Here is a 21,710-nt window from a genome sequence, read left to right as displayed (position 1 = left end):
CTTCCTTCAGTATAGGACCGATTGTTTTGATGGAGAGCAAAGCAATCGGTCTAGTAATTGATGTACGGAAAAAATGCTCACATGAGGGGGATGTGGAAATGGTTCCGATTCAAGAAAATGAAATGACCATACAGCTTAGACGTAATTTTATGGAATTAAAAAGCAAAATGACAAAGAATGAGGCTATTGAGGAAGCCAACCGTTGTCTGTATTGCTATGATGCACCATGTATTAAAGCTTGTCCAACAAGCATTCAAATCCCAAATTTCATAAAAAAAATTGCATCTGGTAATATGAAGGGTTCTGCTACGACTATATTAGAAGCAAATCCTATTGGTGCAAGCTGTGCAAGGGTTTGTCCTACGGAAGAATTATGTGAAGGGGCGTGTGTCTTAAATTCTTCTACAAAGCCAATTAAAATTGGTGAGTTACAGCGTTATGCAACAGATTGGGCAATGGAAACCAATACACAGCTATTTAAGCCAGGACAAAATAACGGACAGAAAGTAGCAATCATCGGGGCGGGTCCTGCTGGCTTATCAGCAGCACGAGAGCTTGGCCGTTTAGGCTACCAGGTAACAATCTATGAGGCAGAAGAGAAGGCTGGCGGACTAGGAAGCTATGGAATTGTGGCATTCCGTTTACCTAATGAAGTAGTGGATTGGGAAGTGGAGCAAATTGAACAGCTTGGCGTGAACATTCAAACGAATACAGCAGTCGGTGTGGATATTTCTGCTGATGAAATTTTGGCGCAATATGACAGTGTAATTTTAGCTGTCGGTATGGGGGCTGTACCGAATCTGGGCATTGAAGGGGAAGATTTAGAAGGTGTGCATGATGCCATTGAGTTTGTTCGAAAAACAAAAATGGGACCGCTTACAAATGACATCGTTGGAAAAAAAGTAGCTGTTATTGGTGCTGGAAATACAGCAATTGATGGAGCTACAAGTGCGGTGCGATTAGGGGCAGAAAATGTACAAATTCTTTATCGCAGAACACAAAAAGAAATGACTGCTTACAAATTTGAATATGAATTTGCGAAGCAGGATGGTGTGGAATTTAAATGGCTGACTGCGCCGAAGAAAATTATTGGCGATGAAGCTGGCAAGGTGAAAGGTATTGAATGTGTAAAAATGAAGCTTGGTGAGGCAGGTCCTGATGGCCGACAAAGACCAGAAGAAGTAAAGGACTCTAATTTTATTATTGAAGTGGATGCTGTCATTAAAGCGATTGGGCAAACTCGTTTTGTTTCATTAATCGAAGCCTTTGGATTGGCTCATACAAACGGTGTTGTCGATATTGATGAGGCGACAATGCAAACGTCTAATGACAAAGTATTTGCCTGTGGAGATGTTGTCTTTGGCAATGGACAGGGTGAAGCGATGGTGGTGACCGCTGTGCAGCAAGGGAAAGATGCAGCATATAAGATTCATGAACGTTTAAGAAAACCAAGTGAGATTGCATAAAGTGAACCTTCAAACAGTGGGGGTTTTCTACATCCTTCACTGATTGTTAGTTTCACCAATCAGGATAAAGGGGGAACTTACATGGCAGACTTACGCATTAATTTAGCGGGCATCAAATCGCCGAATCCATTTTGGCTAGCATCCGCACCACCGACAAATTCGGGTTATCAAGTACAGCGTGCATTTGAAGCAGGCTGGGGGGGCGCTGTTTGGAAAACGTTAGGAGAACCGATTTTAAATGTGTCCTCCCGTTTTGCCGCTGTGAGTTTTAATGGTCAACGTGTAGCAGGCTTTAATAATATCGAATTAATTACGGATCGACCATTAGAAGTAAATTTACAAGAAATTTATGACACGAAAAAGAAATTTCCTAATCACGCAATTATTGCCTCCCTAATGGTGGAGCCGAAGCAGGAAAAGTGGCATGAAATTGTGAAGCGAGTAGAAGATGTGGGGGTTGATGGTCTTGAGCTTAACTTTGGTTGTCCACATGGGATGGCAGAACGAGGCATGGGTTCTGCCTCTGGTCAAGTCCCTGAATTGGTGGAAAAACAAACGTACTGGGTAAAGGAAGCGGCACGTACACCTGTGATTGTTAAGCTAACGCCAAACATTACGGATATTACAGTAACGGCGGAAGCAGCGACAAGAGGTGGAGCAGATGCAGTTAGTATGATTAATACGATTAATAGTTTAGCCGGTGTCGATTTAGATTCTTGGAACACTATACCGCATGTTGCAGGAAAAGGGGCGCACGGTGGCTATTGTGGTCCAGCTGTTAAACCGATTGCCCTCAATATGGTGGCTGAATGTGCGCGTAATCCATTAGTGAATGTACCGATTTCAGGTATTGGCGGCATCTCGAATTGGCAGGATGCAGCAGAATTTATTTTAATGGGTGCGACAGGCGTTCAGGTTTGTACAGCTGCAATGCACCATGGCTTTAGTATTGTAGAAGATATGATTGATGGTCTAAATAATTATTTGGACGATAAAGGCCTAGCTTCAGTTATGGATTTAGTTGGTCGCTCTGTACAAAGGTATTCAAACTGGGGTGATTTAGATTTAAATTATAAAATTGTCGCAGAAATTAATAACGATGTGTGTATTAATTGTAATAAGTGCCATATTGCCTGTGAGGATACATCTCATCAATGTATCGATCTGTATACAGAGGATGGCCGTCCAATGTTAAAAGTGCGAGAGGAAGATTGTGTCGGCTGTAATTTATGTTCCATTGTTTGTCCAGTCGATGGTGCCATTTCAATGGTTGAACGTAAATCAACAATTCCACCAATGACTTGGAATGAACGCCAATCACTGCTTAGCAGTCTTTCCAAATAAAGAACCTTTTATCGTGAATGAAGATTAAAGATAAATAAAATCGAAATTCCACCTTCCTTCAGCCATTTTTAGTGAGGGAAGGCTTAACTTCAAGTAGGTTGTCACGGAAATTTAAGAAAAAGGAGAGAAATAGGATGGAACGTGAAGGGAATTATTTAAAATCCCCAGATTTACTTCCAGTGACACATCAACAAAGAAATATTGGAACATTTGGTTTTGCGGTAATTTGGGTAGGAATGGCGATTGTATTAGCGGCTTTTGCTATCGGTGGTTCAGCAATAATGAACTTATCATTGCCAATGGTCATATTTGCAACATTGGTAGGTTCCTGTTTAATCGGTGTCTTTATGACGTTAATTGGTGATATTGGGATAGAGCATGGGCTTTCTTTCCCTGTCTATATGCGCGCACCATTCGGTACATTTGGTACCCATATACCATCCCTTGTACGTGGTGTTACTGCTGCATGTTGGTTCGGTCTTAATACCTATTTCGGTGCGTTAGCAATAAACGGTATTTTAAACTTATTATTTGGTTTTGATAATTGGTTTATCTGTTTCCTTGTTTTTGCAGCACTTCAACTCTTTAATACATCACTAGGCATTAAATCCATTGAACGCTTTGCTGATTTAGCAGCACCTGTCATTATTTTAATTTCTTGCTGGATGTATTACACATTGGCAGATAATGCTACATCTCAAGGGAAAAATGTTTGGACATGGGTGGAAACTCCAACAACAGGCTTTGCCGCCTTTACCGCGTTTATGGTAGTGGTAATGGCAAATATGGGCTTCTGGGCAACACTGGCAGCTGACATGCCGTCCTTGTCTCGGTTTTTTAAAGCACCTAAAAATGAGCGTAACTGGTTCAAACGTAATAAAACACAGCTCGTTGGGTCATTGATCGTTATGCCGATTACCAACACATTCATTGTAACAATTGGCGCTGTTTGTTATATGGCTGTAGCTTCTGCTGATCCAATCAATGCTTTACAGCAAAGTGCAAGCGGCTTTATTTTAGGGATTTTATTGTTGATGATTGTGTTAGCGCAATGGTCAACTAATACATCAGCCAATGTTGTACCAGCGGCTACTATTTTCTCTAATATTGGTGGACCAAAAGTACCGTTTTGGGTAGGGGTTGTTATTGCAGGTATAATTGGAATTCTGGCACAGCCATGGAGTCTATTTGATGTCATGGTCAATGTCCTATTAATAATTGGTGGTATTTTAACGGCCATCGTCGGTATTTTATTTGCTGATTATTACCTACTCCGTAAGCGTCGTGTACACGTTAAAGACCTTTATGAATTAAACGGACAATTTAAATATTATAAGGGCTTTAATATGGCTGGATTAATTGCCTGGGTAATTGGGGGCGCTATTGCGAATATATTTGCAACCTATTCCTCGCTAGTAGGGTTTGTTGTAGGAGCGGCTGTATATTATGTATTGGCGAAGTATTGGTGGTTTAAAAAGTATCCTCAGGCAGAGCTAGATGATCCAAGCGATGATAAATATTTAGGCATTACGGTTGGGCATAATTTGGATGAAATATTTGGCCAACCAGCAGCTGCTCCAGAGGAAGATGAACTGGTGGAGCAAGCAGATCCTCTGTTAGAAATGAAGGGTGCCGAGTAAGAAAGACAACATCTTGACATTTTCAAAAGAAGGTGAGGTGATGGCATGTCTGAATTCCAACAAAGCACAGAGGAAATCCAAAAAGTGGATCATTATTTAGATAGTGGCTTCAAAATCAAATATGTCTACGAAAACTTAAGTGGGATGTTTGTCGAATTTGCTCGCCAAGATGAAGTAACATTACTGCAAATTTTAACAGCAGATGCACGGAAATACTTCTCTGCTAAATTACAAGAACAAACTTTATTACAATAACGAAGTAAACTCTATTCCTTTCATCGTGATCGGAATAGAGTTTTTTGAATTTTCGGATTATAGTAGGGCTATATATGACAGGAATCAGCGGATGGATTCCGGGTTCTTAGAAAATGGATAAATAATTAAACAAAGAGGTGTCTCTACTGATGAGTAAAGGCATCTTTTTATTTCTATGAGCATAGCTATTCTATAAAAATAGCCATATTTTTTGTTTTTCCTAAAAATACATTTGTCTTTTTTAGAAAAATTGATTATTATTTTAAAGTAAAAACATCGTAGAAAGAACAACAGAAAAGAGGCGTAACAGAGTGGCCAATAAAGAATTAAAACGAGGATTAGAAGCACGTCATATCCAAATGATTGCGCTTGGCGGGACAATTGGAGTTGGCCTATTTATGGGCTCAGCAAGTGCTATTCAATGGACGGGTCCTTCTGTACTCCTTGCCTATGGGATTGCAGGTATTTTTATATTTTTCATTATGAGGGCAATGGGTGAGATGCTTTATATGGAGCCGAGTACTGGCTCTTTTGCGACATTTGGTTACAAATATATTCATCCGTTGGCGGGTTATTTAACTGCGTGGAGTAACTGGTTTCAATGGGTAATTGTTGGGATGTCGGAAATTATAGCAGTGGGAACGTATATGCAATATTGGTACCCTGAGTTACCAGCTTGGATACCGGGTCTTATTGCTATGGTGATATTAGGGGTTGCGAACTTTATCTCTGTCAAATCATTTGGTGAGTTTGAGTTTTGGTTTGCTATGATTAAAATCGTCACGATTATTTTGATGATTATTGCAGGGGTTGGACTAATTTTCTTTGGCTTTGGCAATGATGGTATTGCGATTGGCTTATCCAACTTATGGAGTCATGGTGGCTTCTTTACTGGTGGCTGGACAGGTTTCTTCTTTGCATTATCCTTAGTAGTCGCTGCCTATCAAGGGGTAGAGCTAATTGGGATTACGGCGGGAGAAGCAAAAAATCCGCAGAAAACAATTACCAATGCGATTCAAAGTATTATTTGGCGTATTTTAATATTTTATATCGGAGCTATTTTTGTGATTGTCACAGTCTATCCATGGGATGAACTTGGCACAATCGGTAGCCCGTTTGTTGCAACATTTGCTAAGGTTGGTATTACAGCTGCTGCAGGTATTATTAATTTTGTTGTCATCACAGCGGCTATGTCAGGCTGTAACAGTGGGATTTATAGTGCTGGACGTATGTTATATACGCTTGCTATGAATGGACAAGCACCCAAATTTTTCGCCAAGCTTTCGAGTAATGGTGTACCTTTATTTGGTACAGCTGGTGTGTTAGTTGGACTAGTTATTGGCGTTATTCTTAGCTATATTGCACCTGAAAATTTATTTGTCTATGTGTATAGTGCGAGTGTTTTACCAGGGATGATTCCATGGTTTATTATTTTAATTAGTCAAATTCGATTTAGAAAGGTGAAGGGAGCCCAACTTGCAGAGCATCCTTTCAAAATGCCTTTCGCGCCATTTACAAACTATGTAACGATTATCTTTTTAATTATGGTACTAATTGGCATGTGGTTTAATGATGATACACGTATATCATTAATTGTCGGCATCGTTTTTTTAGTACTTGTCACAGTCAGCTACTATGTATTTGGTATTGGCAAAAACCGATACGGTAAGATTCAATAGAATAGTTTAAGAGGATGCATCTCAAAATGGGATGCATCCTTTTTTTGCTAGCACAATTTTTACATAATTCAACTGTAAAAAGCCAAACTACTAAAAAGTTTATACGATGGACATGTCTTGGGAAATCAAGGAGTTGATATGGATGCGTGGGATACCTGAACAAATCGTTGCACATTTAAAGCAGGAATTAAATGAAATAGATGATGTAAAACTGAAAATGATGGCAACGGAAGAAGGGGACGTCACGGTCATTTATTTCTCCTCTCTTATTGAAAAAATGACCTTACAAACCATGGTAATAATACCGTTGGCCAATAATTTAAAACAGATACATCAAATGTCTCAATATATAGATGCAAAGGACGTAAAGGATGTCATTAAACGATTGAATGCTGGTCAAACCTTGCTATTCTTTCATGAAACAAATGCACTTGTAAGTATGGATACATTTAGTGCACCAATCAGAGCTATAACCAATACTGAAACAGAATCAACCGTGATTGGGCCACAGGATGCATTCACAGAATCATTGGAAACCAATATTTCTTTAGTAAGAAGACGTATTCAAAGTTCTATGCTAAAAAATGAAAACCGGATTGTAGGTTCTGAGGCTAATATTAAAATATCGATCGTGTATATGGACAATATTGTGAATGACGAAAACTTGAAAAATTTAAGAAATCGTATTGATCAAGTGAATTATCCATTATTTACGGATATTTCAGTTTTAAAGCAATTAATAGAAGATAATCCGTTATCACCCTTTCCACAATATTATATGACCGTACGTCCAGATAGTGTTTGTCGGTACCTTCTAGATGGTAGAATTGTTGTTTTTATGGATAACAGTCAATTAGCGATTGTCTGCCCTACATCCTTTTTTGAGATGTTCGTTTCGATTGAGGATTATTACAACCGCTGGACAACGGCATCTTTATTAAGGATGCTGCGCTTTTTTGGTTTTTTCATAACGATCATGATTACACCAATGTATATTTCAGCTTTAACCTTCCATCCAGAAATTTTGCCTTATGAATTATTGTTAAGCCTTCAAGAGTCGAGGAGTAAGGTACCATTTCCACCTTTGATTGAAGTGTTATTTATCGAGCTAATTATTGAAGTCTTACGAGAAGCGGGCTCTCGAATGCCTGCAAAAGTCGGCCAAACAATTGGTATCGTAGGAGGTATTGTAATAGGTACGGCGGCTGTAGAAGCAGGATTACTCAGCAATATTCTAATCGTCCTGGTCGCAACATCTGCCTTATTATCGTTCCTACCACCAATCTTTTTAATGAGTAATACGAGCCGCTTTATACGATATATTTTTATTTTATCCGCAGGGCTCTTTGGTCTATTTGGCCAGATGCTCGCCTTTGCATGGTTAATCCATCATTTACTAAGTCTAAAATCTTTAGGAACAAATTATATGACACCAGGGATACCAAGAAAGCCGACAGATTTATTAGATAATGTCATCAGATTTCCATTGAAATATTTAACGAAAAAAACGGGAATTTCAAGAACTCAGACAAAACAGCAAGAAGAGAAATTAGGTGAAGACGTTGAGCACAGCTAAATTAAAGGTTTTGAACCGCTACCATGTCATCTTTTTGGCTCAAAGCATTATGATTGGTACAGGTATACTTTCGTTGCCGCAAAAAATGAGTTCGATGGGGTATACTCAGTGGCTTGTGCCGATTATATTTGGAATAACTGCTACGTTAACTCTTTGGCCAATGGTTTGGCTTTGCTCTAAATATCCTACTGAGCATTTATTTCGTATCAACGAAATATTATTAGGAAAAATCATAGGAAAGGCCATTAACCTATTTTTTGTCTTGCAATTTATTGTCTTTAGTGCAGGTATCATTAGTAATTATATGCATCTCATTCAAAGTACAGCGCTGCCTGAACAAACGATCACATTGCCTGTTATTTGTTTATTACTTTTACTTATTTACATTGTAAGTGGCGGCATAAAATCAATAGCTAGATTTTGCATGATGACTTTTTTTATAACAATCCCCATGGTCTACTTTACACGGTGGGCAATTGAAAAAGGGGAGTTTAGCCATTTACTTCCGTTATTTAATTTTAATGCGAAACAATTTTTTGATGCGTTCAAAGATGGCTATTTATCAATCCTTGGTTATGAATTAATCATGATTTATTTTCCTTATATTATGGATCAGAAAAAGGCATTTCGCCATTCGCTAATCGGGATTTGGATTAGTATTTTTCTTTGTTTTTTCACAACAGTCGTAAGTGTCATCTATTATTCTGAATGGCAATTGAAAAATGTGGAGTTTTCTGTATTGAATTTATTTAAAGCTGGTGAATTTACGTTTGTTGAACGAATAGATATTATTGGGATCACGCTATGGGTATTTTTAATATTATCATCCGTAACTGCCTATGTATGGTGTGCCAAAATAGGAATTGACTCAGTATTTAAAAAGAAAAAAATTTATATACTCTATTTAATTGCAGCTATCATATTTGTGATTGTCAAGATGCCTTTTTCCCGCGAGGTTCAAGAAAAGCTATTTGCAGCAAGTAACTATATAGGCTATATGCTAATTATTTGGCCAGTCATATTAATGCTCGTATATGCAGTTAGAAAAAAGAAGGTGGAGCAATGAATAAAAAGCTTCTATGCATCATCCTTTCCTTGTTATTGTTACTAGTTGGTTGTGCAAGAAAGGAACAAAAGGTTCCACTAGAGGATATAGGTATGGTTGGTACAATGGCTTTTGATTATATAGATGATAAGCAAATGAAATTAACTGTAGCCATTCCGCAGTATTCGCCCGAAGCACAAAAAAACACACAAATTTTCTCTGTTGCTACTGACCTTGTTTCAAATGGAATAGTAGAAATTGAAAAGCTATCAGATAAAAAGATTGTCTTTAACCAATTACGTGTTGTCTTAGTCAATGAAGAGTTTGCACGAAAAGGGCAGGTGCGAAAGGTTATTCAGCATTTATACAGAAATGCAGAGGTAGGCAATAAGGTACTTATTGCTATTGCAAAGGACAATGCAGAAACTATTTTAAAGGGAGATTATCCTGATAAACCAAACATTAATTTTTATATTAATGATCTTTTAGAGCCAAGTATTAATACGGCGTTTAATCCCAATACAAATGTCCATGATTTCATTTACACCATTTCAAATCCAGTGATAGACACAATTCTTCCTTATATTGAAAAGCTTGATGATAAGTTAGAAATAAAGGGTGTTGCTATTTTTAAAGGGAGCCATATGCATGAACTAATAAAGCCAGAGGAAGCGCTCATTATTCAAGCTTTACAGGGACGAAAAAATCTGGCGCCGCTCCATTTAGATTTGCATGAGGGACATGGTGAAGAGAAGCTGATGATTGATTTAATTGAGAGTACGGTCAATATACAAAGCAATAAGGATATTGAGTCACCTAAGATAACCATTAACCTTAACATTAAAGGGACATTAAGCGAATATAAAGGCGCAAGAGAGTATGAGCTAAAAACTGCTGAGAGCATTAGTCATTTGGAGAAAGATGTTAATAAGCAGCTGAAAGAGGATATCACTAAATTTCTAGATAAATTAAAAACGATGGATGTGGATCCTAGTGGATTAAGTGAGAAATTTAGAATGTATTATCACGGAAAATGGACGACTAAAAAAACAAGGGAACTAATTAGAAAGCTAAATACAGAAGTACATGTTAAGACATCCATTATTAGTACAGGAACCTTAAAATAAAAGGACAATCAAATCTGCAATCCATTAGAGCGCAGAGCTGTTCGTCCTTTTTTATGTTTATGATTTGCGCATAATAAAGCTTAAATGTCTGCCTGCTTTTTTGTCCTGACGGTAAGAGAAGCCATCAGGGCTAAGGAATGTGCAGGTTGCATCAATTTGTATTTGCTCTGCTGGAATACCTGCAAGCTCACATTGTTTTTTGACGGTTTGTTGATTATCAATATGATATTTATTGGTTTCAGCATTAAAATACATGAATTGTTCAGCATAGCCCAGGCTATGGAATTTTTCGTAGACATCTGCGTCAACCTCAAACTTTTGCTGACTTAGAGCCATTCCGATTTGAACATGAAAATCCTCAGGTCGGCATTGTTCTTCATGTACTAGATGTTGGAATAACTTTAGGGTTATTTCTTTGACTGTTCCTTGCCAGCCTGAATGGATAACACCAACTAGTCCATTCACTGCATTATAAAAAATAACGGGAACGCAATCTGCGGTAAAGCTACATACTAATAAATTGGGCTCTGTGGTATAAAGAGCATCCGTATTTTTAACTGCTGTATCCATTTGCTCAGCTCCACGTCCTTTATCGGCCAATGTAACCTTGTGGAAATTAGCACTATGGGTTTGCTCTGTACAAATAAATTGTTGTAAATCACAGTTCAACGTAGCAGCTAATTGTTGACGATTTTCAATCACATCTTGAACATTGTCGCATATGTGCAACGCCATATTATTTTGCTCCAATTCCAATGGATCTTTTAAGGTAGTACCCGCAATAAATTGTTCATTATCTACATAAATTTTTGTTTTCATTCTAATCACCTCGTTTTACTATATAGGATTACTTATGGAAAGTATAGGTTGCAGTTATTTGTTATTTAGCTCTCTTTTACCCGACTATCAATCTTTTAGACATAATGAACCAATTTCCCTACATATAGTGGAAGGAATGATATTGATAGCTAGAGGAGAGGGCAAATTTTGAGTGAACTAAACATATTATTGATTTGCCAATTAGGTATGGGCCTTTTTTGGATTATTACATATATACTCGTTATTTATAAAGGATGGCGAGATAAACAATATGGCATGCCCATGGCGGCAATTTGTGCCAATATTTCATGGGAGTTTATCTTTGCTTTTTTCTACCCGCAAAATGATCTCCAACGATTCATTACGCTCATTTGGTTCCTATTAGACATCTTTATTTTAATGCAATTTTTACGCTATGCTCCAAATGAATACCGTAGAATGCTTTCAAAAAAATTATTGTATTTCTCCTTTTTGCTGACTTTAGTTTTCAGCATGTTGACGATTTTAGGCTTAGTCCATGAGTTTCATGATTACGAAGGGAAGTACGCGGCCTTTTTTCAAAATCTCATGATGTCCGGTTTATTTATCGCTCTATTGTTGCAAAGGGGGAATTTGGCGGGCCAGTCGATGGCAATTGCTATCTGTAAAATGTTAGGTACATTGTTTGCCTCAGTTGGCTTTTATCTCTACTTCCGCACGCCACTGATTACCATTATTTCTGTGGCAACGCTCTTTTATGATTGGCTTTATATTCTCTTAATCTATCGTTGGCAGAAGCAAAAACCAAAATTATAACAGATATACCTATTGGTAATGTATGCTAATTACAAATAGATTGCAACTTGATGACAAGGGAAAGGATAAAGAAGGGCGTCAAAATGGGCTTTTTCTGTTAATGTTGGGGGCATGTCATACAATTGTAAAAATCCTTCCAAATATTTTGTGATGATTATCGCACTAAAACTATTTACGATAGTAGTAGAGCAAAGAGGAAGGATGATTAACATGTTGAACAAAATCAAAAAAGCAGCATTTTCTTCAGTAATAGCAGCTTCTTTATTAGTACCAGTAGGAGCAATGGCAGCTGAATCCTATACTGTAGCATCTGGAGATACTCTATGGAAAATAGCGTTGAAAACAGGAACTGGAGTACAAGAATTAATTGATGCCAATCCACAGCTTGCGAATCCAAATCAAATTTCCCCTGGACAAAAAATCACTGTTTCTGTAAAGGAACAAGCAAGTGTTGAACAAGAGGTAGTTAAACTTGTCAATGCAGAGCGCGCAAAAGCAGGTCTACCAGCATTACATGAAGATTTAGAGCTATCAAAAGTAGCAAAAAACAAATCTCAAGATATGCATGATAAACATTACTTTGACCACACTAGTCCAACATATGGCTCACCTTTTACTATGATGAAAAACTTCGGCATCACCTATAAATCGGCTGGCGAAAATATCGCGAAGGGCCAACGTTCAGCTCAAGAGGTTGTCACAGCTTGGATGAATAGTGAAGGACACCGAGCTAATATTCTCAACAAAAGCTACACACATATTGGGATAGGCTATGTACAGGATGGGAACTACTGGACACAAATGTTTATTCAAAAATAATTATACAGAACTGCCCGAATTCAGTTGTCACTGATGAGGGACAGTTCTTTTTATGTAGATAAATAAAATCAAATCAATCCATTTAAAGTATATTAAACATCCCTTAATACTTTTCATAAACAATATGTTTGGGTAAAACGCACAAGAAATTACAATTTTTTCGGCATATTGTATCCATATATGATAGAAAGGGCGTTTATTGTGGGAAAAGAACAAAAATTTTTTAGGTTTAAGTTTAAATCCAATCCTGCTTGTCATTGTCATTGTTGTGGTTTTTGTTGCCCTTGCCGTTGTAAGCCACCATTTTTACCAGAACCACCAATACCAGTCTGTGATTATTTAGTATATGTGACGGATGCTGGGCAGTTAGAAACCCCTGATAATAGGGTATCAGTGATTGATACAGCGACAAATACTATTGTTGCTTCCATTCCAGTAGGAACGGCTCCTTTAGAGGTAGCGATCACACCAAACGGAGCATTTGGTTATGTTCCAGCACTCTTCTCCGATAATGTCACAGTTTTTAATACTGCAACAAATACGGTAGTCACTACGATTCCTGTAGGAGATGAGCCGCTTGGTATAGCGATTTCACCAAATGGTGCCCTTGCTTATGTCTCAAATCATGGACCAGCAGCTAACTCTGTATCCGTCATTGATACAGCGACAAATACCGTAACAGCTACCATTCCAGTTGGGCTCCAACCTCAAGGTATCGCTTTTACGCCGAATAGTGCGTTTGCCTACGTGGCAAACGAAAATTCAGGTACTGTATCGGTTATTAACACAGCTACTAATACGGTGGTTGCTACAATCCCTGTTGGAATTCGCCCAAGATCCATTGTTTTTACTCCAAGTGGACAATTTGCTTACGTTACAAATGAAAATAGCAACAATGTATTTGTCATTAATGTTGCAACAAATACAGTAATCAATACAATTCCTGTGGGAACAGGGCCTGTAGGAACAGCCATTACGCCTGATGGCACACTTTTGTATATTGTCAATAAAGGTAGTAATACTGTTTCTGTCATCAGTACAGCAACAAATATGGTGATAGCTACAATTCCTGTAAGATCATCTCCTGATCAAGTAACCATTTTGCCAAATGGAATGTTGGCATATGTCACAAATCAAACGGACAACACAGTATCTGTTATAGATATTGCAACCAATATGGTAGTGGATACAATTCCAGGATTTAATGGTCCGACTGGTATAGATACTGGAACAATCTGCCTATAGTAAATGAGCTAATTTTTTGAAGTACTCAAAGATTGCAAACAAAATTAAACTAGTAGCCTCCTAAAAATCAACACCACTAAAATTCAAGACGTCATATTGGGGTGTTAAAGAAAGTAATGGCCAAAAGATGTTCTGATAGAAAGTTACGAATGAATTGTATAGCCTGATTTTGGATAGCTCTCTCATTTTAAATTTTAGTATGGCTATCCTAACACTACATAATTTTATTAAATGTTGATTTCAAAGGTCGTTATGATTTATGTTTCCCATTAACAGATAAATAAATTTCCATAAAAACCACACACTATTAGCAATATACGAATAAGATGTCTCTGTAGTATGAAGATAGAGGTAGGTGTACATTGTTGAGAAAGAAGTGGATGGTTGCATTTTGCGTATTAAGTATGATAGGACTAGTGGGATGTCAAAAAAATGCCGCAAATGAGCATAGGCTAGAGCAAGAAAATCAGCAATTAAAGCAACAAATCGAAGAATTACAAAAGCCTGTTAACTCCGAGCAAATAACGCAAAATGAGCCGGCTATTGTAGAGATAGTGGATCCTACGACAAACACGATTATTGAAACGATTTCACCAAAGGAAAGTGGCTATGAGACAAATCCGCAAGCCTATCAGCAGTTTATCGAGCAAGTCGCTAAGGAATTAGCGAGAGGAACGAAAACAACCAATGGCTATGATCAGCGGATGGTGCTTGATCGATTGGATGAAACAGGGAATATAATTAAGGGAAGACCACAAACGATTTTAAAAGAAAGTGAATTAGTGGAGAGAGTTTTAGAAGCCTCAGCGACTGGTGGTCAAGTGGAAGTGCCACTTTATACCACTCAAAGTGGCTATTCGCTTGAGGATATTCCTTATTTAGAGGAGGTTGTTGTCGCATCCTTTACAACCTATTTTAATAGCGCTGATGTGGGGAGAAATAAAAACATTGAGCTTTCTGCCAAGGCCATTGATAATGTGATCGTTGGCAGTGGAGACCAATTTTCGTTTAATACGGTTGTGGGACCACGAGATGAAGCTCATGGCTATCAGCCTGCACCAGAAATTATTAATAAAAAAGTTGTCATGGGCATCGGCGGGGGGATCTGTCAAACATCTTCAACCCTATTTAATGCAGTGGATCAAATTCCAGTTAAATATGTGGAGCGCCATCACCATTCCTTAGACGTAGGGTATGTACCAAAGGGGAGGGACGCAACGGTGTCCTATGGTAGTTTAGATTTTAGATTTCAAAACACTAATGATGTACCATTTTTAATAAAGACTAGCTATGGCAAAGATTTTCTAACAATCGAAATACGAACAGCAGAGAAATATGTAGAATTATTGACAAAGCAATAATATAGTGAAAAGACACTAATAGACATTGGTGTCTTTTTTTAGGTGCCATGATATAGTTAATTTGAAAAGCTCTGGGAGGGGAAAACCATGCATCCAAAAATACAGGCAGTAATTGATTCTATTGATTTATACCAAGCGACATATCCAGAAGATGCTTGTGTCATAGTGGCAGATACAGAAAGGGTTCTTGCCTACAAACCAGGTAAACATGTTGACCTGAAAGTAGGGATAGGTGAATCCGTCCATACATATAGAGGAACCGCAACGGAAATAGCATTAAGTTCAGGTCGATTTGTGAAGGAAGAACGAAGTGCAGAAGGATTTGGTATGGCCTATATCGCCTCTGCACAGCCTATTTTTGATGGTGGACAAGTTATAGGCGTATTAAGTGCCATTATTTCGAATGAAAAAATGGATAATATGCGTTTATTAGCTACAGAACTTTCAAGTACTGTGGAAGAAATGACTACTACAAATGAAGGGTTAGCCACTGCTAGTATGGATGTTTCAAAACGTTTGGAAGAGCTATCTAATTTCTCTGAATCGATGGCTGGCGACATTGAACAAATCAATGTCATTGTTAATTTAGTAAAAGATTTGGCAATGAAATCAAAAATTCTTGGCTTAAATGCTTCGATTGAAGCTGCACGTTCTGGTGAGCATGGGCGTGGCTTCGCGGTTGTCGCTTCAGAAATTCAAAAAATGTCCCAAAGCAGTACTGATAGTGCAGATAGTATTACAAGACAATTAGAAAGCATTAAGCAATCTATTGATCAAGTGAATGCTTCTGCTAATCAAATTGCTGCCTTTACCCAGCAATTTGCAGAAAGTATGCACGAATTAACGGATGCCTATAAAGGGGTTAATAATACAGCAGAAAAGCTCATGCATATTAGCGAGATTAAAGGATAGCATAGAAAAAAGGATAATAGCCAAGTAGATTGCTATTATCCTACTCTATAATTAAATAATTTCTAAAATTTCTTGAGGAGTTGCTACCTTGTATTCAGGCTCTTCATTTTTAACCACTTCCTTGGCATCATAGCCCCATTCCACCCAAGCAATGGGCACACCTGCTTTTTTACAAGCCACAATATCCCGTTGTTCATCCCCGATATATAGCACATCGGATGAGTGAACATTCGATTCCTTTAAAAACTTTTTCATCACTTTATCCTTGCCGAAAATTCGGTTTGAGCAAAGAACATCGGCTACACAATGAATACCGTTCATTTTTAGAAATTCTAAAATATTGTCCTTAGAATTTGAGGAAATAATGAGGATTTTATAGCCTCTTTTATCAATTTCCAGCAGTACTTCTTTCATTCCATCAAAAAGATGAACATCATTTAACGATTGGCGATACAATTTATAAAATTGCGGTAAAATCATCGGCAATTTATACATTGGAAAATCAAATAATTTACTCCGTTCAGAAATCGATAATTTTTTCAAGGCATCAATTTCCTTTAATTCGATGCCTTTAAATTTATATTTTTGAGCTAATGTATTCCATGCTGATGCAAACACGGCAGTTGAATCTGCCAATGTTCCATCAAAATCAAAGATAATATGCTTCATTGCAAACTTTCTCCTTTACCATCTAGTTGTATTGACGTTTTATGCTTAAAAATGTTACATGGAATGGGCTAACAACTGCCTCATGAAACAACAACCATTTTGAGCGTACGTAAACATCTTATGGTAAATATTATCAAAAAATACTGCGATTGCAACGGAAATGGTCGTACAAAAAAGCGCTCTCTCAAAAGAAATTGGGCTTTCAAACGATAGACGCCAACTCAAAAAAATAAGTGTTTGCCTATTGTTTATGCATTAAAATGAAAAAAGCCAGTATTTAAAAACAATTGTAATCTCTAAAAATTTGTGTTAGATTAATTGATACTATTATTCGAAAGGAGGTAAAAAAGTGATGGAAGCTAAATTCGCAAAAGGTTTGATTGAGATAGAGGTGAAATCTTACAATTTCTGTGGGGACTTGCTGGCAAAGGGAGAGGTCTGCCCTTTTTTAAGCAAATTTCATATGGAAACAGGTTCCGGAAGCTTTTTACCTTCAAATTATCATAATTATTTTTAGTAGTATTACTGTAAAATAGAAAGCAGGGTAAGCGCCGGTTCTTGATCGGCGCTTTTTGTGTTTTATTGTGAAATATAGAATAAAGCCTCTTCATTACAGAGGTTTATTTTTTCAAAGGTGCCGTTTATTACGGTGCCTTTTTTTATTGGGGGAGGAGAGAGAAGTGATGTGTAACCTTATACGTCCATTTATTTCTTAAGTGCTAACGCTTGGTGAAATGATGGCCAAAATAAATAAGGAGATTGAAAAAATGATACTTCAATTAAATGGAATTAGTAAAAGCTATTTAGGAGATCCTATTCTCTCAAACATTACCTTAAAACTGGAACGTGGGGACCGCATGGGCCTTATTGGGGTAAATGGAGCTGGAAAATCAACGTTACTGAAAATAATTGCAGGAGATCTTCCATACGATCAGGGGGAGATTTTCATGGGGAAAGGGGTTAAAGTAGGCTATTTAAAACAGGACAGTGGATTGCAGATGGAACAAACGATTTGGTCTGAAATGCTCGGGGTATTTACGGAGCTACTAAAGGTTGAACAGGAACTTCGAGAACTGGAGGCGCAAATGAGTGAGCCATCTTTAGTCCATAATCCGGATAAATTTGAGCAAATAATGACACGCTATGCTGGCAAGGCGGATTGGTTTACGCAACAAGGTGGCTATGATATTGAGCCAAAAATTAAAAGTATGTTAAATGGTATGGGTTTTGGCGACATCCCCAACGATACACTGATTAAGAAGCTCAGTGGTGGCCAAAAAACAAGGCTTGCTCTTGCCAAAATCCTGTTAGCACAACCAGATTTATTACTTTTGGATGAGCCGACAAATCACCTGGATTTCGAGACATTAAATTGGCTTGAAAATTATTTACGTGTCTATCAAGGGGCCATTTTAATTATTTCTCATGATCGTTATTTTTTAGATGCCCTTGTCCATCAAATTTATGAGATTGAGCGTACAAAAGGCACAAAATATAGCGGTAATTATTCTCAATATGTAGAAAGTAAAGCTAAGAATCGTCAGTTGCTAGAGAAAAAATATTCGATGCAACAACAACAAATAGCTAAAATGGAGGATTATATTCAACGGAATATTGCCATGGCAACTTCTTCGAGAAGCGCTAAAAATAAACGGAAGCAACTTGAACGAGTTGAACGGATTGATCAACCACAAAAAGATTTAAAACATGCACAAATGGCATTTGCTATGGATAAGAAATCTCATAAAGAAGTATTGAAGGTAAGAGACTTAGAGATATCGTTTAAGGTAGAAAATATCCAAAAAACGCTGTTGCGAAATATTTCCTTTGACTTATACAGAGGCGATAGGGTTGCTTTAATTGGGCCGAATGGTGTTGGAAAATCAACATTAATTAAAGCACTGCTTAAAGAGATTGAGCCAGATAGTGGGGTAGTGGCTTGGGGGCATGGTGTTACGATTGGCTATTACGATCAAGAACAGGCAACATTAGACCCCGATAATTCGGTACTACAAGAGGTTTGGAGTGCATTTCCAACGATTGAAGAAGCAAGAGTACGAACGACGCTAGGTAATTTTTTATTCACAGGAGAGGATGTTTTTAAAAAGGTTTCCTCTCTAAGCGGTGGGGAAAAGGCTCGTGTTGCCTTAGCGAAGCTGATTTTACAGAAAGCGAATGTCCTTATCTTGGATGAACCGACCAATCATCTCGACTTATTTAGTAAAGAAGTATTAGAGGAAGCACTTTTAAAATTTGAGGGGACATTATTGAGCATTTCACACGATCGCTATTTCTTAAATAAATTAGCAGGTAAAATGCTTGAACTTACTCCTTCGAATGTGACTGTTTTTCAGGGGAATTATGATGATTATGTTCTTCGAAATATAAGAAATTAACATTACTACTCGCCACCTCTTAAGCAAGGGGTGGCCCTTTTTTTGAAAAATTTAAGATAGAAGGATGGATAATATAATAAAATAGTGTTATTGTTAGAACTAGCTAAATAAAAATATCCTTCAGGGTAGGGTGAAATTCCCGATCGGCGGTGATGAAGTAATTCAAAGTCCGTGAGCGCAAGCTGATTTGGTGCAAATCCAAAACCGACAGTTATAGTCTGGATGGGAGAAGGGTATAAATGCAAACTTTTTAAATTTAAAATAATTTAGAGGGTTTATTTGACTATGCATTTATTACAAACTTCCCATTCATTATGCGGGAAGTTTTTTTGTTTTCGTTTAATAACGAGTACGCAATACAACCACCTCAAGGATAGAGATGCATAGTAGATCTCACTGATTTAGCGAACAAACTAATTGAATAGAAGATGTTCTTCGGGGTAGGGTGAAATTCCCAATCGGCGGTGATGAAGTAATTCAAAGTCCGTGAGCGCAAGCTGATTTGGTGCAAATCCAAAACCGACAGTTATAGTCTGGATGGGAGAAGAACAAATGAGATAGTAGTCTATGGAAAAAAAGTTAATCCAAATAGGCTTATTTGTTGATGTCTTATACTCCCAAAACCCCTTTGTCAAAGGGGTTTTTTCTTTTTTTGTTAGCTAGGAAGGGAGACTGATACAACGTTTAAAATGACGGATAGAAAACTAAAATTAACGGAAACACTCCGAAAAGTGACGGATAAAAACTGTCAAAAAAAAGAAAGAAGGTGGAGAAATGTTTACGGGGCTTGTAGAGGATATTGGCACAATTAAAGCCGTGCAAAGCGATAAGTACAGTATGAAAATTACTGTTCAATCACCCAAAATAGTGGAGGATGTAAAGCTTGGCGATAGTATAGCAGTCAATGGTGTTTGTTTAACGGTGACACATTTTACGCAGCAGGAACTTACCATGGATGTTATGCCTGAGACAGTCAAAGCAACTAATTTACAGCAGCTAGCGATAGGAGATCCCGTTAATTTGGAGCGCGCTATGCCTGCAAATGGGCGATTTGGTGGTCATTTTGTAGCTGGACATGTGGATGGAATCGGGAAAATTTTACGAAAGCGTCCGGTTGCTAATGCAGTCTATATCGATATCGAGTTATCAGAGGAACTCACAAGCTTTTGTATTCCAAAGGGTTCCATCACAATTGATGGCACGAGTTTAACCATTTTTCATGTTGAATCGAACAGTGTCACTATTTCATTGATTCCGCATACGTATAAGGAAACTGTTTTAGGTATGAAGAAGGTTGGAGCAATCGTAAATATCGAAACAGATTTGGTTGGTAAGTATATTTTGCAGCAACTGAAAAAAGGACAAGTTACGTCAACCATTACAAGAGATTACTTAGCCCAACATGGTTTTTAATATAAAAAATGAGGAGATGACACTAGTGCTGCATGCAATTGAAGAAGCCCTAGAAGATTTAAAGCAAGGCAAAATAATTGTGGTAGTTGATGATGAAGATCGAGAAAATGAGGGGGACCTTCTAGCACTTGCTGAATTCATCACACCGGAAACAATTAACTTTATGGCAACCTATGGTAGAGGTCTTATTTGTACGCCTATTTCACAGCAGCTAGCACAAAAGCTAGATCTACATCCAATGGTTCAGAACAATACAGATAACCATCAAACAGCATTTACGGTCAGTATCGACCATGAAGAAACAACGACAGGAATTAGTGCCTTTGAACGCGCGTTGACAATTCAAAAGATGATTGAAGATCAAGCAAGGCCAACTGATTTTCGTCGACCTGGCCATGTTTTTCCTCTAATTGCAAAGGATAACGGTGTCTTAGAGCGTAGAGGACATACTGAGGCAACTGTTGATTTAGCAAAGCTTTGCCAGAGTGTGCCTGCGGGTGTTATTTGCGAAATCATGGGTGATGATGGACAGATGCTACGTTTTGAAGAGCTGACAAAGTACGCAGCTCAACATGGCTTAAAAATGATATCGATAGAAGCATTGGTTGCCTATCGCAATCGGTTATTCACAACAGAAAATACACTATCTATTTAAAAAGGAGAAAGAACAATGGGTAAAAAATTTGAAGCACAATTAATTGGAACAGATTTAAAAATAGCGGTAGTCGTAGGACGTTTTAATGAGTTTATTACAAGCAAATTATTGGATGGAGCAATGGATGGTTTAACACGACATGGAGTAGATGAAGCATCTATTGACGTAGCGTGGGTTCCTGGAGCTTTTGAAGTTCCATTTATTGCTAAGCAATTAGCAGAAACAAAGAAATATGATGCCATTATTGGATTAGGAACTGTTATTCGTGGATCAACAACACATTATGACTATGTGTGCAATGAGTCGGCAAAAGGTATTGCCAATGTGTCCTTAACAACAAATGTCCCTGTTATTTTCGGTATTGTCACAACAGAAAATATTGAACAGGCAATTGAACGTGCTGGCACGAAGTCTGGTAATAAAGGCTATGATGCTGCAATGTCAGCAATTGAAATGGCAAATCTGAAAAAAATGATTGGATAAGAACATGTTCT

At 37.7% G+C, this 21,710-nt stretch carries 19 protein-coding genes, 1 pseudogene and 2 riboswitches; of the genes and pseudogenes, 18 read left to right on the top strand and 2 right to left on the bottom strand.

All coding sequences use genetic code 11. The annotated features are described in order from the left end of the window. Positions 1 to 98: 98 nt before the first annotated feature. From SJW71_RS16535 to SJW71_RS16500, 8 genes are all read left to right on the top strand, one after another. Complete coding sequence (locus SJW71_RS16535; RefSeq protein ID WP_341385853.1) at positions 99 to 1,466, top strand: NAD(P)-dependent oxidoreductase; 1,368 nt, start codon at positions 99 to 101, stop codon at positions 1,464 to 1,466. An 81-nt stretch (positions 1,467 to 1,547) separates the two neighbouring features. After that, the gene (gene preA, locus SJW71_RS16530) at positions 1,548 to 2,810 is read left to right on the top strand and encodes an NAD-dependent dihydropyrimidine dehydrogenase subunit PreA (RefSeq protein ID WP_312505593.1); all 1,263 of its coding nucleotides are present in this window, start codon (positions 1,548 to 1,550) and stop codon (positions 2,808 to 2,810) included. A 134-nt stretch (positions 2,811 to 2,944) separates the two neighbouring features. Further along, the gene (locus SJW71_RS16525) at positions 2,945 to 4,450 is read left to right on the top strand and encodes an NCS1 family transporter (protein WP_274796406.1); all 1,506 of its coding nucleotides are present in this window, start codon (positions 2,945 to 2,947) and stop codon (positions 4,448 to 4,450) included. A 45-nt stretch (positions 4,451 to 4,495) separates the two neighbouring features. Continuing rightward, positions 4,496 to 4,705: a hypothetical protein gene (locus SJW71_RS16520; RefSeq protein WP_274796408.1), complete on the top strand. Its 210-nt coding sequence runs from the start codon at positions 4,496 to 4,498 to the stop codon at positions 4,703 to 4,705. Positions 4,706 to 5,016: 311 nt separating this feature from the next. Beyond that, positions 5,017 to 6,384 (top strand): amino acid permease, encoded by a 1,368-nt coding sequence (locus SJW71_RS16515; protein WP_312505591.1) that lies wholly within the window; start codon positions 5,017 to 5,019, stop codon positions 6,382 to 6,384. A 142-nt stretch (positions 6,385 to 6,526) separates the two neighbouring features. Next, entirely contained in the window at positions 6,527 to 7,960 is a 1,434-nt protein-coding gene (locus tag SJW71_RS16510) for a spore germination protein (protein WP_312505589.1), read from the top strand. Beyond that, entirely contained in the window at positions 7,947 to 9,026 is a 1,080-nt protein-coding gene (locus SJW71_RS16505) for a GerAB/ArcD/ProY family transporter (RefSeq protein ID WP_312505778.1), read from the top strand. The genes SJW71_RS16510 and SJW71_RS16505 overlap by 14 nt, the downstream gene beginning before the upstream one ends. Continuing rightward, the gene (locus tag SJW71_RS16500) at positions 9,023 to 10,132 is read left to right on the top strand and encodes a Ger(x)C family spore germination protein (RefSeq protein WP_274796412.1); all 1,110 of its coding nucleotides are present in this window, start codon (positions 9,023 to 9,025) and stop codon (positions 10,130 to 10,132) included. The genes SJW71_RS16505 and SJW71_RS16500 overlap by 4 nt, the downstream gene beginning before the upstream one ends. Before the next feature lie 57 nt (positions 10,133 to 10,189). On the opposite strand, the gene pgeF is transcribed toward SJW71_RS16500, so the two are convergent. After that, positions 10,190 to 10,951: a peptidoglycan editing factor PgeF gene (gene pgeF / locus SJW71_RS16495; protein ID WP_322610430.1), complete on the bottom strand. Its 762-nt coding sequence runs from the start codon at positions 10,949 to 10,951 to the stop codon at positions 10,190 to 10,192. Between the two features lie 168 nt (positions 10,952 to 11,119). Between pgeF and SJW71_RS16490 the strand changes: the two genes are divergently transcribed. The 5 genes from SJW71_RS16490 to SJW71_RS16470 all read left to right on the top strand — a co-directional run bounded on the left by SJW71_RS16490 (position 11,120) and on the right by SJW71_RS16470 (position 16,083). Then, the gene (locus SJW71_RS16490) at positions 11,120 to 11,746 is read left to right on the top strand and encodes a hypothetical protein (RefSeq protein ID WP_322610431.1); all 627 of its coding nucleotides are present in this window, start codon (positions 11,120 to 11,122) and stop codon (positions 11,744 to 11,746) included. A 210-nt stretch (positions 11,747 to 11,956) separates the two neighbouring features. Then, on the top strand, positions 11,957 to 12,565 hold the full coding sequence (locus SJW71_RS16485; RefSeq protein WP_313470601.1) for a CAP domain-containing protein: 609 nt from the start codon (positions 11,957 to 11,959) through the stop codon (positions 12,563 to 12,565). Between the two features lie 201 nt (positions 12,566 to 12,766). Further along, complete coding sequence (locus tag SJW71_RS16480; protein ID WP_431811223.1) at positions 12,767 to 13,810, top strand: beta-propeller fold lactonase family protein; 1,044 nt, start codon at positions 12,767 to 12,769, stop codon at positions 13,808 to 13,810. 365 nt (positions 13,811 to 14,175) lie between these two features. Next, positions 14,176 to 15,171, top strand: coding sequence for a VanW family protein (locus SJW71_RS16475; RefSeq protein WP_313470599.1), 996 nt, complete (start codon positions 14,176 to 14,178; stop codon positions 15,169 to 15,171). 87 nt (positions 15,172 to 15,258) lie between these two features. Continuing rightward, on the top strand, positions 15,259 to 16,083 hold the full coding sequence (locus SJW71_RS16470) for a methyl-accepting chemotaxis protein (protein WP_274796417.1): 825 nt from the start codon (positions 15,259 to 15,261) through the stop codon (positions 16,081 to 16,083). A 51-nt stretch (positions 16,084 to 16,134) separates the two neighbouring features. On the opposite strand, the gene SJW71_RS16465 is transcribed toward SJW71_RS16470, so the two are convergent. Further along, positions 16,135 to 16,752, bottom strand: coding sequence for an HAD-IA family hydrolase (locus tag SJW71_RS16465; protein ID WP_312505583.1), 618 nt, complete (start codon positions 16,750 to 16,752; stop codon positions 16,135 to 16,137). 349 nt (positions 16,753 to 17,101) lie between these two features. On the opposite strand from SJW71_RS16465, the gene SJW71_RS16460 reads away from it, so the two are divergent. The 5 genes and pseudogenes from SJW71_RS16460 to ribH all read left to right on the top strand — a co-directional run bounded on the left by SJW71_RS16460 (position 17,102) and on the right by ribH (position 21,699). Continuing rightward, positions 17,102 to 17,269 (top strand): hypothetical protein, encoded by a 168-nt coding sequence (locus tag SJW71_RS16460; RefSeq protein WP_274797400.1) that lies wholly within the window; start codon positions 17,102 to 17,104, stop codon positions 17,267 to 17,269. 250 nt (positions 17,270 to 17,519) lie between these two features. Beyond that, a complete protein-coding gene (locus tag SJW71_RS16455) occupies positions 17,520 to 19,148 on the top strand; it encodes an ABC-F family ATP-binding cassette domain-containing protein (RefSeq protein WP_431811222.1) in 1,629 nt (542 codons plus the stop codon). A gap of 112 nt (positions 19,149 to 19,260) precedes the next feature. Continuing rightward, positions 19,261 to 19,386, top strand: a riboswitch (FMN riboswitch). A gap of 189 nt (positions 19,387 to 19,575) precedes the next feature. Next, positions 19,576 to 19,701, top strand: a riboswitch (FMN riboswitch). 221 nt (positions 19,702 to 19,922) lie between these two features. Beyond that, positions 19,923 to 20,561 (top strand): riboflavin synthase, encoded by a 639-nt coding sequence (gene ribE, locus SJW71_RS16450; RefSeq protein WP_274796420.1) that lies wholly within the window; start codon positions 19,923 to 19,925, stop codon positions 20,559 to 20,561. Between the two features lie 16 nt (positions 20,562 to 20,577). Then, positions 20,578 to 21,177, top strand: a pseudogene (ribB, locus tag SJW71_RS16445) (3,4-dihydroxy-2-butanone-4-phosphate synthase); the annotation flags it as partial. A 54-nt stretch (positions 21,178 to 21,231) separates the two neighbouring features. Then, the gene (gene ribH, locus SJW71_RS16440) at positions 21,232 to 21,699 is read left to right on the top strand and encodes a 6,7-dimethyl-8-ribityllumazine synthase (protein ID WP_274796421.1); all 468 of its coding nucleotides are present in this window, start codon (positions 21,232 to 21,234) and stop codon (positions 21,697 to 21,699) included. The last annotated feature ends 11 nt before the right edge of the window (positions 21,700 to 21,710 follow it).

It is taken from the genome of Lysinibacillus sp. FW12 (assembly GCF_050817245.1).
GTDB classification, from domain to species: Bacteria; Bacillota; Bacilli; order Bacillales_A; family Planococcaceae; genus Lysinibacillus; species Lysinibacillus irui.
Note: the sequence above shows the minus strand (reverse complement) of the source record. Positions and strands in the feature narration are given on the sequence as shown.